This is a genomic window from Clostridioides sp. GD02367, from assembly GCF_045900275.1.
GTDB classification, from domain to species: domain Bacteria; phylum Bacillota; class Clostridia; order Peptostreptococcales; family Peptostreptococcaceae; genus Clostridioides; species Clostridioides difficile_A.
This window is the reverse complement of record NZ_JBJODK010000017.1, coordinates 45,163-61,158: the sequence shown is the minus strand read 5'-3', so window position 1 is coordinate 61,158 and position 15,996 is coordinate 45,163. Positions and strand designations below refer to the sequence as shown.

13 protein-coding genes, 2 pseudogenes and 1 other annotated feature are annotated in these 15,996 nt (G+C 28.7%); all 15 genes and pseudogenes read left to right on the top strand.

The window, feature by feature from the left end; genetic code table 11:
- The first annotated feature begins 293 nt into the window (after positions 1-293).
- Complete coding sequence (locus Q3223_RS17860) at positions 294-3,242, top strand: sigma 54-interacting transcriptional regulator (protein WP_284181500.1); 2,949 nt, start codon at positions 294-296, stop codon at positions 3,240-3,242.
- Positions 3,220-3,684 (top strand): PTS sugar transporter subunit IIA, encoded by a 465-nt coding sequence (locus Q3223_RS17855; protein ID WP_054268658.1) that lies wholly within the window; start codon positions 3,220-3,222, stop codon positions 3,682-3,684. Before Q3223_RS17860 ends, Q3223_RS17855 begins: the two co-directional genes overlap by 23 nt.
- A gap of 94 nt (positions 3,685-3,778) precedes the next feature.
- A complete protein-coding gene (locus Q3223_RS17850; protein ID WP_176702504.1) occupies positions 3,779-4,066 on the top strand; it encodes a PTS sugar transporter subunit IIB in 288 nt (95 codons plus the stop codon).
- Positions 4,067-4,142: 76 nt separating this feature from the next.
- Positions 4,143-5,498: a PTS galactitol transporter subunit IIC gene (locus Q3223_RS17845; RefSeq protein ID WP_074179365.1), complete on the top strand. Its 1,356-nt coding sequence runs from the start codon at positions 4,143-4,145 to the stop codon at positions 5,496-5,498.
- A gap of 29 nt (positions 5,499-5,527) precedes the next feature.
- Positions 5,528-6,001, top strand: a complete 474-nt coding sequence (locus tag Q3223_RS17840; RefSeq protein ID WP_054268661.1) for a hypothetical protein — start codon at positions 5,528-5,530, stop codon at positions 5,999-6,001.
- Between the two features lie 171 nt (positions 6,002-6,172).
- Entirely contained in the window at positions 6,173-6,823 is a 651-nt protein-coding gene (locus tag Q3223_RS17835; protein WP_054268662.1) for a class II aldolase/adducin family protein, read from the top strand.
- A 178-nt stretch (positions 6,824-7,001) separates the two neighbouring features.
- Positions 7,002-7,934, top strand: coding sequence for a biotin/lipoate A/B protein ligase family protein (locus tag Q3223_RS17830; RefSeq protein ID WP_407812323.1), 933 nt, complete (start codon positions 7,002-7,004; stop codon positions 7,932-7,934).
- 277 nt (positions 7,935-8,211) lie between these two features.
- Entirely contained in the window at positions 8,212-8,925 is a 714-nt protein-coding gene (gene ispD, locus Q3223_RS17825; RefSeq protein WP_054268664.1) for a 2-C-methyl-D-erythritol 4-phosphate cytidylyltransferase, read from the top strand.
- On the top strand, positions 8,922-9,407 hold the full coding sequence (gene ispF / locus Q3223_RS17820) for a 2-C-methyl-D-erythritol 2,4-cyclodiphosphate synthase (RefSeq protein ID WP_054268665.1): 486 nt from the start codon (positions 8,922-8,924) through the stop codon (positions 9,405-9,407). The genes ispD and ispF overlap by 4 nt, the downstream gene beginning before the upstream one ends.
- 94 nt (positions 9,408-9,501) lie before the next feature.
- Positions 9,502-9,710, top strand: a binding site (T-box leader).
- Between the two features lie 63 nt (positions 9,711-9,773).
- Positions 9,774-11,489, top strand: coding sequence for a proline--tRNA ligase (locus Q3223_RS17815; protein WP_054268666.1), 1,716 nt, complete (start codon positions 9,774-9,776; stop codon positions 11,487-11,489).
- A 123-nt stretch (positions 11,490-11,612) separates the two neighbouring features.
- Positions 11,613-13,058: a proline--tRNA ligase gene (proS, locus tag Q3223_RS17810; RefSeq protein WP_054268667.1), complete on the top strand. Its 1,446-nt coding sequence runs from the start codon at positions 11,613-11,615 to the stop codon at positions 13,056-13,058.
- A gap of 435 nt (positions 13,059-13,493) precedes the next feature.
- Positions 13,494-13,565: pseudogene (locus tag Q3223_RS17805) on the top strand (helix-turn-helix domain-containing protein); the annotation flags it as partial.
- A pseudogene (locus Q3223_RS17800) lies at positions 13,558-13,794 on the top strand (zinc ribbon domain-containing protein); the annotation flags it as partial. The pseudogenes Q3223_RS17805 and Q3223_RS17800, both read left to right, overlap by 8 nt.
- 229 nt (positions 13,795-14,023) lie before the next feature.
- Complete coding sequence (gene gltX, locus Q3223_RS17795; RefSeq protein WP_407812319.1) at positions 14,024-15,505, top strand: glutamate--tRNA ligase; 1,482 nt, start codon at positions 14,024-14,026, stop codon at positions 15,503-15,505.
- Between the two features lie 221 nt (positions 15,506-15,726).
- A complete protein-coding gene (locus Q3223_RS17790; RefSeq protein WP_021382499.1) occupies positions 15,727-15,882 on the top strand; it encodes a hypothetical protein in 156 nt (51 codons plus the stop codon).
- The last annotated feature ends 114 nt before the right edge of the window (positions 15,883-15,996 follow it).

The following is a 15,996-nucleotide window of genomic DNA, read 5'->3' as shown; positions in this document are numbered from 1 at the left end:
TTTTTATGGAAAAATACAGAATCGGAGTACTTGTAGTTTTTGTTGTACAAAAAAGATAGTAATATAAAATAACAATGCCATTTTAGATTGATTTTACTTGAAATTAGAAAAAAAGACTTTTTTGTTTTTTTTAAAGTATTATTTGTAAAATACCTAAAAAAATTTTCTTAATATTTTAATAAAAGAATAGCTTAATTTAAATGTTGTGGTTTTATGCACTAATAATAAACACAAAAAAAACAATATATGGCATATAAGTTGCTATATAAATAATAAGGAGGGAACAACTATAAATGAGGCAAAGAATAAAAACATTAATTGAAAATGAGGATAAGAAAAATCCTTTAACAGATGAAGCTATTTCAAACATGTTAAATGTTCGAAGAGAAGATGTTACCTTTTTAAGAAATGAGTTAAAAATAGAGGATTCAAGGCAAAGAAGAAAAATTGTTTTGATTAAAGCTATAAAAGATATTTTAAAAGAAGAAAAAAGCATAAATAAAAATGATATAACAAGAAGATTAAATAGCATTGGATTTACAGTATCAAGATTTACAGTTATACAATATTTAAAAGAGATTCAAGATTCTGATGAGTTAAAGGATGATAAAGAAGGTGATGATAAAAAAGAAGAGATAAACAATAATGGGGAAAATACAGATATAGCATTTGATAAATTAATAGGTAGTAGTGGTAGCTTAAGTACAATTATAAAACTATCTAAAGCAGCAATACTCTATCCACCTCATGGTCTTCATACTATTATTATGGGCCCAACCGGTGTTGGAAAAAGTGAGCTGGCAGAATGTATGTATAAATTTGCAGTAGAATCATCTAGATTCCCTAAGAATGCACCATTTATAATTTTTAATGCAGCAGACTATTCAGAAAATCCACAGCTTTTATTATCTCAATTATTTGGTCATGTCAAAGGTGCTTTTACAGGAGCTGATGAGACTAAAGAAGGATTAGTATCAAAAGCAGATGGAGGAATATTGTTTATAGATGAAATACATAGATTACCTCATGAAGGTCAAGAGATACTATTCCAACTGATTGATAAAGGTATGGTAAGAAAATTAGGAGAGACTAGATTAACAAATAAAATAGATGTAATGATTATTTCAGCAACTTCTGAACCAATAGATTCTCATCTACTTAATACATTTAAAAGGCGTATACCTGTAACAATTGAAATACCAGAATTAGTTGCAAGACCATTAAATGAAAGGTTTGATATTATAAATAACTTCTTCTTGATAGAAGCTCAAAGAATGGGAACAAGCATACATATAAAATCTGACGTATTAAAAGCTCTTATGCTTTATGATTGCATAGGAAATGTTGGTCAGCTTAGAAGTGATATTCAAGTAGCTTGTGCTAGGGGATTATTAAATCAACTTACTAGCAAACAGAAAGAAGTAAATATAAATATATCAGATGTACCTGGATATGTTAAACAAGGTCTTATGAAAATCAGAAATTGTAGAGATAAAATAGAAAATTATGTAGATGGAGACTTAATTATAGACTCAAATTTTCAGGGAGAGATAGAAAAGAAAAATGAAGATATATATACTTTTCCTGATGAAATATATAAGCTTACAGAAAGAAGACATATTGATTTGTTGGAGCAAGGTTTAGACTTCGATGTTATAAATAGAATTGTTGGAGGAGAGTTAGAAAGTTGTATTCAAAAATATATAAAGCAAGTTAAAAAAGTTTCTATTAATGATAATATTCCAGATATAAGTCCAATTGTTGGAAAATATATTGTAGAACTTACTTATGAAGTAATTAAAATAGCATCACAATATCTTACTTCATTAGAACCAAATCTACATTTATGCTTAGCGGTTCACTTAAAGGCAGCTTTTGAGAGATTAAAAGAAGGTAAAGTAATATCAAATGCTCATTTAAAAGAAATAATAGGAAATTATCCATTAGAGTATTCTGTAGCAGAAAAGGTAGCTCAATATCTAAAGGAAAGATATAATATAAATTTGCCAAAAGAAGAAATAGGTATAATAGCAATATATTTTAAAATGAGTAGTAGAAGAGATATATCTGAACAAAAAAAGATAGGTGTACTTCTTATGGCTCATGGAAGAGTGGCCTCATCTATATGTGAAGTTACAAATAAATTATTAGGAATTAACCATGCAAGATATTTAGATATGCCATTTGAAAAGAAACCAGAAGAAATGATTGAAGAAGCTACTACAATAGTAAAAGATATCGATGAAGGTAGAGGAGTGATTATATTAGTTGATATGGGTTCGCTTTCATACTTTGGGGATATCATCTCTGGGAATACAGGGATTAATATAAGGACAATATGTAGATTTGATACTTTACTATCAATAGAAGTTATACGAAGAGCAGTTTTGCCAGATTTAACAATAGATGAAATAGTAGATGAAGTTAAAAGTATAGAAACACAAGTAAAGGAAAGAGCTAATAATTATAACAACACGAAATTGGATTCTAGAAAACCTATTATTTTAACATTATGTATCACTGGATTAGGGGGAGCTTGTAAGATAAAAGAAATCTTAGAAGAAAATATTAAAGGCATAGACGAAAAGATTGATATAAGACCTATAGGTATGATTGAATATCCAAGTCTTGATTTGGAGATAAAGCAAATAAGTAATGATAAGAATGTAATTGCTATAGTTGGAACAATTGACCCACAGATAGCAAATATCCCTTTTTTTAGCCTAGTAGACATAAATGATAAAACGAAATTAAATCAAGTAAATAATTTAATTGATACTAGCCAAATTATTGAAACAAATAAAAAATATGAGTTATCAGATTTAATACATAAAGAAGATATATTTATAGATTTACAAGTTAAATCAAAAGAAGAAGCTTTAAAGTACATGAGTAAAAAACTTAGAGAGAAAGGTTATGTGACGAAAAATTTCTATAAAAAAGTAGTGGAAAGAGATAACCTGTTTCCAACTGAATTGTCAGATGGAATAGCAATACCTCATACAGATGGAATTGATGTGATTAGACCAGTTATAAGTATAGCTATTTTAAAAAATCCTATTATATGGAGTAAAAATAGAGTAAAAATAATACTTTTATTAGCTGTAGACCAAAAATGTTTTAATCCATTAAATACTCTACTTACATTTATAGAAACAGATGAATTTAAAGAGATAAAAAACATTAAAGATAGAGATTTTATTAGGGAGATGATATTAGATGGAGTCAATGCAAATAATTAGTAGCAATTTGATTTTTAAAGATATTGAGGTATCAAACAATGAAGATGCATTAAAATTTTTAGGACAACGTTTATTTGATAAACAGTATGTAAAAGAAAGTTACATAGAAGCTGTTATAGCAAGAGAAAAAAAGTATGCTACAGGATTACCAACAGAAATCTATGGAGTGGCTATACCACATACAGACATAGTACATGTAAATGAGCCAGGTATAGCGATTGGTATACTGAATAAACCTGTAAAATTTATAATGATGGGTACAGAAGATACTGAAATTGATGTAAAAGTTGTATTTATGTTAGCAGTAAAAGAGCCAAAGGAGCAATTACAATTATTAGAAAAGCTTATGACTGTATTTCAAGATAAGAGTATGTTAAATAATATTGTCAACTTAAATGAAGAAAGCATGAGTGACTTATTAAACTCTAAACTGAAAAATTAAAGTTGTGAAAGGAATTAAAAATATAAAAATGCCATTGAAGATTTCTAACTATAGATATCTTTAAAATAAAATAATTTTAACGGGGGTGAATAATGTGGCTAAAAAAATATTAGTTGCATGTGGAACAGGAGTATGTACTTCAACAATTGCTATAAACAAATTAAAGAAAGCACTTCAAGACCTTGGTAAATTGGATATGGTCAACATTACACAATGTAAAGTAGTGGAAGTTGCATCAAAAGCACCTGATTATGATTTGATAATTTGTACTACACAAGTGTCTAGTAGCATAAAAACACCTGTAATAAATGGATTACCTTTTTTAACTGGTGTGGGAATGGGCAAATTAATTGAAGATGTATTGGAAAAATTAGAATTATAATTTGAACTTTTAAAAAATATAGTCTCTAAAATTATAAGTTTTAGAGACTGAAAATTAAATAATGGAGGGTCTTTAAATGGAGATATTAAATTTCATTGTTAGTTTAGGTGCACAAGTAATGATGCCAATAATAATATGTATTTTTGGCTTGATATTAGGTACAAAACTTGGAAAATCATTAAGAGCTGGTTTAACAGTGGGAGTTGGATTTATAGGTCTTAATACTATTATAGCTTTACTGACAGATAACTTAGGACCAGCAACGCAACAAATGGTTAAGAATTTAGGATTAAACTTATCTATAATAGATGTAGGGTGGCCAGCAGCATCAGCTATAGCCTTTGCATCAACAGTAGGAGCTTTAATTATTCCAATAGGTCTTGTAGTAAATATAGTTATGCTAATTACTAATACTACCCAAACTGTTGATGTAGACATATGGGATTACTGGCATTTCGCTTTTACAGGTGCTTTAGTAGCAGGAGCTACACAAAGTGTGGTATGGGGAGTGTTTGCGGCAGTAGCAAATATGGTAATTGTATTGGTAATGGCAGATTTAACTGCTCCAGGTATAGAGAAATATTTGGGTATGCCAGGAATATCTCTTCCTCATGGGTTTACACAGGCATTTGTTCCAATTGCTATAGTTGTAAATAAACTATTAGATTTAATACCAGGTATAAATAAGATTGAGATAAATGCTGACACATTACAGAAAAAATTTGGATTATTTGGAGAACCTTTAATAATGGGGTCTATAATAGGTATAATAATTGGTATTGCAGCGAAATATGATATAAAAGGTATATTACAGTTAGGTGTAACTATGGGAGCTGTATTGATATTAATTCCAAAGATGGCAGCATTATTGATGGAAGGCTTATTACCAGTATCAGAAGCAGCGCAGGAATTTATTGAGAAGAGATTTAAAAATAGAGGAAAGATTTATATAGGTTTAGACTCAGCAGTAGGGATAGGTCATCCTGTCACATTATCAGTTGCATTAGTATTGGTACCTTTAACTATAGTTATAGCAGCTATATTGCCAGGAAATAAAGTTCTGCCATTTGCAGATTTAGCAGTAATTCCATTTGCACTTGTTTTAATTGTACCAATTACAAAAGGGAATGTGTTTAGGACATTAATAATAGGAATATTCATAATTACTTCTGGATTATTAATTGCAACTAATTTAGCTCCTCTATTTACTCAAATGGCTTTAAATGCTAGCTTCAAAATGCCAGAGGGAGCAACTATGATTTCAAGTATTTGTGATGGTGCAAATCCATTAAGTTGGATATTTGTAAAGATTATGAATTATAAAGTTATTGGAGGAGTGTTTTTTGGAGTTATAGCTTTAGGAATGGCTATTTACAATAGAAATAGAATAATAAAGGAAAATAAAAAATTATCTCTTGAAGAAGAAATCTAAAAATGATTTTATTGAGGAGTATATGAATTATGAAAAAATATAAATACGATTCTATAAGATACTCAATTAACGTGATAATACCAGGATTTTTTATGATTTTAATATTGCTTTATGCTCTGTTTAATAACTATGAAAATTTTAGTGTAAACATATATAGTTTGTTGATAATCATCTGTATATATGGGATATTCAATACTTTTATATCATCAAGTAATCCTAAAGAAATTATTATTGATAACAAATGTATACATTTTATCTCATTTATTACTACACATAATTATGAAATTAAAGATATCGAAAAAGTAAGAATACGAGAGTTTTATAATAAAAATCTTTATCTAAAAATTAATGACGGAAGCCTTCTTAAAGGTAGATATTGGATAAGAACAAATATGTTTAATAATGATTTAGAATTATATGATTATCTTATTGAGTTAGAGGAATCTTTATATCCAGAATCATTAAAATTTAGAAATAAAAGATTAGAAAATAAAGGCATATAAAGATAAAAAATTTAAAATAGAAGTAGAATAATTTCTATTGATAGAATGGAGATATACGCTTTACACTAAATTTTTTGAATTTTCAAATTAAGATTAAAGATAGTGTTTAGAAGATATGGTACTGCTAATATATATAAGATTATATCTATAATAGATAGGAGGATTTAACTAATGTTATTGGAAAAATTGAGAAAAGAAGTATTACAAGCATCTCTAAACCTTTTAAATTATAACTTGGTGACATTAACAGGTGGGAATGTGAGTGGGAGAGATGAAGAAACAGGATATATAGCAATTACCCCAAGTGGAATGGACTATAGAGACCTTATACCAAGTGATATTGTTATAGTAGATATAGATGGAAATGTTATAGATGGCAAATGGAAAGCATCTGTGGATTTACCAGACCATTTATATATATATAAACATAGAGAAGATATAAATAGCATAATACATACACATTCTACATACTCAAGCTGTTTTGCTATTTTGAATGAACCTATAGCATGTGCAAGTACAACTCTTGCAAATGAAGTAGGAGGTGAAGTACCTGTTGCAAAGTTTTCACCACCAACATCTAACAAAATGGGTAAATGTGTTATTGAAGCAATTGGAGATAAAAGAGCATGTCTTTTAGCAAACCATGGTGTAATAGCAGTTGGTCCTTCTGTAGGGCATGCTCTTACAGCTGCTGTAATGTTAGAGGATTCAGCAAAAGTATATTACTTAGCAAAATCAATTGGCACACCAGTATTATTACCAAACGAAGAAATTAAAAGAGCTAGAGATGTATTTTTTAATGTATATGGTCAGGATAAATAAACTAAACAAAACTTTTAAATTAATGTAGAAATATAGATATTCTATAATATTAGGGCGTTTTATAGTGATATAATAAGTTTAATAGTTAAGAAATGAAAATAGAAAATCTAATAGTATATAAAATTATCTGAGTCTAAAATAAGCAATAAGATAAAATAAAAAAGGAGTCTGTATTTCTATGTATTACTTATTAAACAAAAGCACAAATCCTTACTTTAATTTAGCATTAGAAGAATATCTGTTTTTAAATGAGAAATATAATGATGATATTATAATCATATGGAGGAATGAGGAATCTATTTTTATAGGTAAAAATCAAAACCCATATCAGGAAATACATCATGATGTTATTGAAAAGGGAGAAATTCCTATTTTAAGAAGAATATCTGGAGGAGGTACTGTTTATCATGATTTAGGAAATATCAATATGTCATTCATACAAAAAGATAGACAACTTCATGAAATAGATTTTTTGGAACATACTAAGTTTATGCAAGATATGCTATTAAGCTTAGGTCTAGATATATCTATAACTGAAAGAAAAGATTTATTTTTGAAAGGGAAAAAAATTTCAGGCTCTGCCCAGTCTATAAAAAGAAAAAATTCTCTTTATCATGGAACTCTTCTTTATGATTCGGATTTAAATAAATTAACTAAATATCTAAATTCAAATAAGTCAACTGAGTCAAAGGCTACAAAGTCTGTCTCAAGTAAAGTAACCAATATTAAATTCTTATTTGAAAAAGATATAGATTACTTTTTGGACTATTGTGTTAAGTATTTAGAATCCAAGATAAAGGGTATAAAAGAACTTAAATTAGACAGTGATGATATCAAAAATGTATACAATCTAGTAGAAGATAAATATAAAAAGATGGAGTGGACATATAGTAAAACACCTAAATTTCAAATAGTACTTCCATTTAATGATGAAAGTGAAGTCAATATACATGTAAGTAAGTGGAAGGTATCAAAGTTTTTTATATCTTATAAAGATGATGTAATTAATATGGATAAGTTATTAAATGTGGACTTTTTTAAACAAGAAATAAGAGATAGTATTTTAGAAAATTACCCACATTACATAGATTTAATTAATTTAATATTTTAATATAAGGCCTCTTGTTTGATAAAATCTTATTATATCAAATTAGAGGCCTTGAATATTTTTTGCAAGTTTAGAAACTGTTACAAAGTTGTAAAATTAAAAACATCGCTATTAAAAAATCAATATATATAGAATTAAATATACATGTTTTTAACTGAAAAATAGATATTAACTGTTTATACAACTGAAAATTTAATATATAATTAATCAGATGGTTAAAATAAAAGAATATTAAGAGTTTTAATAAATTATGGTTAAAAATAAAATACGAGGTGATACCATGTATAGTGTTATAATTGTTGCTGCAGGAAGCGGAAGGAGAATGAACCTAGACATAAATAAACAGTTCATAAAATTAAGAGAAAAAGAAATTATTGCTCATACAATTCAAGTTTTTTATGAAAATATAAATATAGATGAAATTGTGGTATGTATAAAAAAAGAGGAAGAAGATTTTTTTAAGGAAAACATAATAAATAAGTATAATTTTAAAAATATAAAAATAGCATATGGCGGAAAAGAAAGACAGGATTCAATATATAATGGCTTAAAAAAATTAGATGAAAATTGTGATATAGTACTCATTCATGATGGGGCAAGACCATTTGTAGACCATAGAATAATTAATGAATCCATAAAGGTGGCTAAAGAAAAAAAAGCTGTAGTTGTAGGTGTGCCAGTAAGTGATACTATAAAGATAGTGTCGGATGGAACAGTACAAGAAACTCCAGAGAGAAGTCTATTGTGGGCAGCTCAAACTCCTCAAACTTTTGAGTATAATCTCATAATAAATGCTTATGAACAAGCTTATAAGAATAATTATTATGGTACTGATGATTCAATGTTGGTTGAAAATATAGGGCAAAGCGTTACTATGGTGATGGGCTCTTATGAAAATATAAAGATAACTAGTCCAGAAGATTTAAATATAGCAGAACAGATATTAAATATGGAAAAAAGAGATGAAGTTAATAGCAGAAGGAGAATTATATGAGAATAGGATTAGGATATGATGTACACAAATTAACAGAGGATAGAAAACTCATAATCGGTGGGGTAGAGATACCACATGATAAAGGTTTATTAGGTCATTCAGATGCTGATGTATTAATACATGCAATAATGGACTCCATTTTAGGAGCCTTAGCTCTAGGTGATATAGGTAAGCATTTCCCAGATACAGATGAAAAATATAAGGGAGCAAATAGTATGAAATTATTAGAATATGTACATAATCTAATAACAAGCAAAGGGTATAAGATTGGGAACATAGATAGTACTATAATTGCTCAAAGCCCTAAGATGGCTCCACATATTGAAAGCATGAGAAAAAATATATCAAAAGTCTTAAATACAGATATTGATAATATAAACATAAAGGCAACTACTGAAGAAGGTCTTGGCTTTACAGGAGCAAAACAGGGTATAGCATCACAAAGTATTTGTTTATTATTGTTGACAAGTCAGAATAATTAATATATTATTAGTAATAAGTTTATTGGATATCAAAGAATAGGCCTAAATAGAATATCTATAATATGTGAATTTAAGTGAAATTAATATAAATATAAAACTAGCTATGATAAAGAAATAGTAAAACTATGAAATCTTTACAGAGAGAAAACGTTGGTGAGAGTTTTCAAGAGGAAATGTTTGAACCTGTCTTTTAGCTTAAAGGTATAAAAATCTTTACGGTAGGAACCGTTACATTCCCAAAAGAGAGCTATTTACATAGCTAACTAGAGTGGTACCGCGGAAATTAAACCTTTCGTCTCTATACTTGTATAGAGATGAGAGGTTTTTTATATTTTCAAGAAATTAATATTCAGGAGGAATTTATTAATGAAAATGTCTAAAATGTTTATGCCGACATTAAAAGAAATCCCAGCAGATGCTGAGATTACAAGCCATCAATTAATGGTTAGGTCAGGAATGATAAAAAAAATGACTTCAGGGGTTTATAATCAATTACCGATGGGATTAAGAGTGTTCAAAAAGATTGAACAAATAATTAGAGAAGAACTAAATAAAAAAGATTGTCAAGAAATACTTTGTGCGGCTTTACTTCCTTCTGAATTATGGAAAGAGTCTGGAAGATGGACTGCTATGGGTGAAGAAATGTTTAGGCTTAAAGACAGAACAGAAAGAGAATACTGTCTTGGACCAACACATGAAGAAGCATTCACTGATATAATAAGACAAGAAATTACTTCATACAAACAATTGCCATTAAACTTATATCAGATACAAGTAAAATATAGAGATGAAAGAAGACCAAGATTTGGTGTTATGAGAACTAAGACTTTTACAATGAAGGATGCATACAGTTTTGATGTAGATAATGAAGGTCTGGATAAATCATATCAAGATATGTTTGATGCATATGTAAGTATATTTGACAGATGTGGACTAGAGAATAGTCCAGTGCAAGCAGATTCAGGAGCTATAGGAGGCTCTACATCAGCTGAGTTTATGGTTAAGTCAGAAGTTGGTGAAGATGAAGTTGTATTCTGTAGTGGATGTGATTATGCAGCCAATGTAGAAAGAGCAGAATCTTGTAATGTAGCATCAGAAAAAGAAGATATGAAAGACCTGGAAGAGGTTCACACACCAGGAGCAGCTACAATAAAAGAACTAGAGGAATTTTTAAAGATTTCTCCAGATAAATTTGCTAAAACTTTAGTATATGAGGCAGATGGGAAAACAGTTGTAGTTGTTGTAAGGGGAGATAGAGAAGTTAATGAAGTTAAAGTATCTAATGCTATAGGCTCTGTTATAGAATTTGCACTTGCTACAGATGATATAGTTAGAAAAGTAACTAATGCAGAAGTAGGATTTGCTGGACCAATAGGTATAAATGCTGACTATGTATTTATAGATAAAGAAATTGTTGAACAAAGAAACATAGTTGTAGGGGCTAATAAAACTGAATATCATATAAAAAATGCTAACTATGGAAGAGATTTTGAAGGAATAGTTGGAGATTTTAGAAATGTTCAAGAAGGCGACAAGTGTATAGTATGTGGAAAACCACTTGAAATAGCTAGAGGTGTTGAAGTAGGTCACATATTCAAACTAGGAACTAAGTATTCAGAATCTATGAATGCGAATTTTATAGATAAAGATGGGAAATCAAAACCTATAGTAATGGGATGTTATGGAATAGGTGTTGAAAGAACAGCAGCAGCTATAATTGAACAGCATAATGATGAAAAAGGCATAATATGGCCTTTATCAGTAGCTCCATATCATGTTGTGATAGTTCCTGCAAACATGAAAAATGAGGAACAAGTATCAATAGCTGAAAAGATATATAATGATTTACAAGCTATGGGTGTAGAAGTTTTATTAGATGATAGAGATGAAAGAATAGGTGTTAAATTCAATGATTCAGAATTAATAGGAATACCTATGAGAATTACAGTAGGTAAAAATATTAGTGAAGGTAAAGTAGAGTTTAAATTTAGACATAAAGAAGATAAAGAAATAATTGACATAGAAGAAATAAATGAAAAAGTAAAGGCAGAGTTTATCAAAAATAATGTTAGATTAGGATAGTAACTTAAAAAACTATTGTATAGATAATCAGAGTTGTACTTTATAAACACCATTTTATCTATATATAAGGAGATAAAGTGGTGTTTTTTTATAAAAACATAATAAATTGAGGAGGTAGTTGAAATGGCAAAAAATGAAAAACAATTTGTTGAAGAAATAACAAAGATGGAAGATGATTTCCCACAATGGTATACAGATGTAATAACTAAGACTGACTTAGTTGATTATGCACCAGTCAAAGGTTTTATGGTTGTAAAGCCATATGGATATGCATTATGGGAAAAGATGCAAGAATTTATGGATAAAAGATTTAAAGAAACTGGACATAAAAACTGCTATTTCCCATTATTGATACCAGAAAGTTTATTAAATAAAGAAGCAGAACATGTAGAAGGTTTTGCTCCAGAAGTTGCATGGGTAACACATGGTGGAAATAAAAAATTAGAAGAGAGATTATGTGTAAGACCTACTTCTGAGACTATAATATGTACAATGTATGCTAAGTGGTTAAAATCATATAGAGAATTACCATATCTTTATAATCAATGGTGCTCAGTTGTTAGATGGGAAAAATCAACTAGACCTTTCTTAAGAACATCTGAGTTTTTATGGCAAGAAGGTCATACATTACATGAGACAGCAGAAGAAGCCCAAGAAGAAACAATACAACAATTAGAAATATATAAAGCTTTATGTGAAGAATTACTTGCAATGCCAGTTGTATCTGGTCAAAAAAGTGAAAGTGAGAAGTTTGCAGGTGGTGAAAGAACATATACTATAGAGGCTATGATGCATGATGGTAAAGCATTACAATCAGGTACAAGTCACTTCTTAGGTCAACACTTTACAAAAGCTTTTGATATTACTTTTGCAGATAGAGAAGGGAATTTAGCTAATCCATACCATACATCTTGGGGAGCATCTACAAGACTTATAGGTGGACTTATAATGACTCATAGTGATAACAGAGGTCTAGTATTACCACCAAGAGTAGCTCCAATACAAGCTGTTATAGTTCCTATAGCTGCTAAAAAAGGAAATGTAATGGAAACAGTTGATAAAATATATGCTGATTTAAAAGCTAAAGGAGTAACTGTTGAAGTTGATGATAGAGATAACTATACAACTGGATGGAAGTTTAATGAGTGGGAAATGAAAGGTGTTCCAGTAAGAATTGAGATTGGACCAAAAGATATAGAAAATAATCAAGCTATGATATTTAGAAGAGATACTTTAGAAAAGAGTTCTATGCCTTTAGAAGGATTAGCTGATGCTATATGTGATTTATTTGATGTTATACACAATGATATGTTTGAAAAAGCAAAAAAACATAGAGAAGACAATACATCTATAGTTGAAAATATGGATGAGTTTAAAAAGGCTTTAGAAGAAAAGCCAGGATTCATAAAAACTATGTGGTGTGGAGATGCAGAATGTGAAGCTAAGATTAAGGAAGAAACAGGAGCAACTATAAGATGCTTACCTTTTGAACAAGAAAACTTAGGTCACAAGTGTGTATATTGTGGAAAAGAAGCAGATAATATGGTAGTAATGGCAAAAGCTTACTAAAATAAGATGTTTAAATAAAAACTGGGGTGATGAGTATTTTATACTTTTCATCCCAATTTTATTTTAAGTTTTATTTCCTTATATATATTTATTATTAGTGTACATACTTACTTTGTAGAACAATTACTATATAAATATTCCATAAAGTAACTAATAAATACAAATATAGCAATAGGGAATGCTTTTAATTTTCACCAAATAAATGGATTAAAAGAAAGATTTATGAAATTAAAACTAGGATTTTCTGCTATAATAAACATGTGTATTTTTAAATAAATAAGGATATTATTATTAGATTTGATAAAAGTTAGGACTTACGGTTCTTACATATGTTATTTAAAAATAGATATAAAAACCTTTAAAATACTTGTTTAAAAAAATTTACCTTGTTAATATTAGGATGGGTGGAAAAATTAGAAAACCAAGTAAAGTGAGGTGATAGTAGAGGAAAAAGCATATAAGTTTAGAATATATCCAAATAAAAAACAGCAAGAGCTAATTAACAAAACTTTTGGATGTTGTAGATTTGTATATAATAAATCAATTAGAATACAAGGCTAATTGGTATGGTAGACAAATTGTAAAGGTAGGTAAATTCTTTGCAAGTTCACAAATATGCAATAAATGTGGGTACAAAAACGAGGAAGTTAAGAATTTAAATATAAGAGAATGGATTTGTCCTTGTTGTAATGTAACTCACGATAGAGATATAAATGCGAGTATAAATATACTATAAGAAGGATTAAGACTAATAAGAGTTTAAAATAAATAACTTATGTAAGAACCGTAGGAACTACAGGGATAGCCTGTGGAGAGTTTATAAGACATATTTTAGTATGCAAAATTCTATGAAACAGGAACCCTGTGACTTTAGTCATGAGAGGTTCAGTAAAAATAAACTTGCAAAACAATGTACTAGTTTAATATTATAGTTATATTGAATAAAATATCAGGAGGAAGTAAAAATGAATGTAAGAGTAAGATTTGCACCAAGTCCAACAGGATTTGTACATATAGGTAGTTTAAGAACTGCTTTATATAACTATTTATTTGCAAAAAAAATGGGCGGAGAATATATATTAAGAGTAGAGGACACGGACCAAAGTAGATTAGTAGAAGGTGCTATAGAGAATATGCTTAATGCTATGAAATGGGCTGGTGTCAATCATGATGAAGGTGTTATATTAGATGATACTGGAAAAGTAGTACAAAAAGGAGAATATGGTCCATATATTCAATCTCAGAGATTAGATATATACCAAGAATATATAAAACAACTTTTAGATAGTGGAAAGGCTTATTATTGTTTCTGTACAAAGGAAAGACTAGATGAAGTAAGAGATGCTCAAAGGGCAGCAGGAGAAACAGCTAAATATGATGGTCATTGTAAGAATCTTTCTAAAGAAGAAGTAGAAGCAAATATAAAAGCAGGAATACCATACGTTATAAGATTAAGATTACCAGAGAATCATACAATTAAGTTTACAGATTTAGTTAGAGGAGATATGGAATTTAATACCAATGATTTAGATGACCAGGTACTAATGAAAACAGATGGATTCCCAACTTATCACTTTGCTGTAGTTGTAGATGATTATTTAATGAAAATCACACATGTAATAAGAGGTGAAGAGTGGGTATCATCTACTCCAAAACATGTCTATTTATATGAAGCTTTTGGATGGGAAGCACCTGTATTTGTACATTTACCAAATATACTTAATAAAGAAAAGAAAAAATTAAGTAAGAGACAAGGTGATGTGGCAGTTGAAGACTTTAAGAAAAAAGGATATTTACCAGAAGGTTTAGTAAACTATGTAGCATTAGTTGGATGGTCTCCAGAAGATAATCAAGAATTGTTTACAATGGAAGAATTGGAAAAAGCATTTTCTGTAGAAAGAGTATCTAAAAGTGGTGGAGTATTTGATACTGAAAAGCTAAATTGGGTTAATCAACACTATATAAAAGATGGTGATGATACTTACTTAACAGATTTAGCAATACCATTCTTGATAGAAGATGGATTTATAACAGAAGAAGAAGCTACTAGTAAGTATGAGTTTTTAAAGAGTATGATATCAGTACTTAAAGAGAAATTACAATATGTAAAAGAAGTTACTGATCATGCAAGTATATTCTTTGGAGATAAAATAGAAGTAGAGACTGAAGAAGGAAGTGAATTCTTAAAGCTAGAACACATACCTACTTTAATAGATGCTCTACAAGAAAAAATAGAAAAAGCAGACTTATTAAATGATGAATTTGTTCAAGCGATGCTTAAAGAAATTCAAAAAGAGTATAAAATAAAAGGAAAAAATTTATTTATGGGCTCAAGAATAATTTTGACAGGGCAAATGCATGGACCAGATTTACCAAAAGTAATGGAGGTTTTAGGAAAAGAAACTTGCTTAAATAGAATAGCTTATGTAAAAAATAATATATTATAGTCATAAAAGTCCGCTAATTTAGAAGCGGACTTTTTTTGTGTTAGTATTTGGTGAAAATATCTAGTTAAGAAAATGAAGGTATTTAGGGCAATAAATTTAATATATAAAAAGCAAAGCAAAAATATAAATAAAATATTAATAATAAACTAATAAAAATATTAAGCATAGAAGAAGGAAATCTATTATTTTAGTTTGATTTAATTATTAAGGGGGTAATTACTATGTATAGTAATATGGATGATGTTAAAAAGGAATTAAAGGAGCTATGCTTAGAATATGTTACAATTTTAGAAAAATTAAAAGATGAAAAAATGATTACAGAAGAAACTTTTGAAAAATGTTCTTCTCAAAAAAAGATATTTTTAGAAGAGCAATAGATAATAACAGGGGTATTGTTATTATGTAGTTTATAAGGATAGTACTAAAAATGATAGTAGTACTATTATTTATTGCAATTTTCAACTATAATATAATATATAATGTTAAGAAAA

Excerpts from the sequence above, each read along its gene's own strand:
- Q3223_RS17860 (WP_284181500.1), top strand. The coding sequence starts at position 294 with ATGAGGCAAAGAATAAAAACATTAATTGAAAATGAGGATAAGAAAAAT.
- Q3223_RS17855 (WP_054268658.1), top strand. The coding sequence starts at position 3,220 with ATGGAGTCAATGCAAATAATTAGTAGCAATTTGATTTTTAAAGATATT.
- Q3223_RS17845 (WP_074179365.1), top strand. The coding sequence starts at position 4,143 with ATGGAGATATTAAATTTCATTGTTAGTTTAGGTGCACAAGTAATGATG.
- Q3223_RS17840 (WP_054268661.1), top strand. The coding sequence starts at position 5,528 with ATGAAAAAATATAAATACGATTCTATAAGATACTCAATTAACGTGATA.
- Q3223_RS17835 (WP_054268662.1), top strand. The coding sequence starts at position 6,173 with ATGTTATTGGAAAAATTGAGAAAAGAAGTATTACAAGCATCTCTAAAC.
- Q3223_RS17830 (WP_407812323.1), top strand. The coding sequence starts at position 7,002 with ATGTATTACTTATTAAACAAAAGCACAAATCCTTACTTTAATTTAGCA.
- ispD (WP_054268664.1), top strand. The coding sequence starts at position 8,212 with ATGTATAGTGTTATAATTGTTGCTGCAGGAAGCGGAAGGAGAATGAAC.
- ispF (WP_054268665.1), top strand. The coding sequence starts at position 8,922 with ATGAGAATAGGATTAGGATATGATGTACACAAATTAACAGAGGATAGA.
- Q3223_RS17815 (WP_054268666.1), top strand. The coding sequence starts at position 9,774 with ATGAAAATGTCTAAAATGTTTATGCCGACATTAAAAGAAATCCCAGCA.
- proS (WP_054268667.1), top strand. The coding sequence starts at position 11,613 with ATGGCAAAAAATGAAAAACAATTTGTTGAAGAAATAACAAAGATGGAA.
- gltX (WP_407812319.1), top strand. The coding sequence starts at position 14,024 with ATGAATGTAAGAGTAAGATTTGCACCAAGTCCAACAGGATTTGTACAT.
- Q3223_RS17790 (WP_021382499.1), top strand. The coding sequence starts at position 15,727 with ATGTATAGTAATATGGATGATGTTAAAAAGGAATTAAAGGAGCTATGC.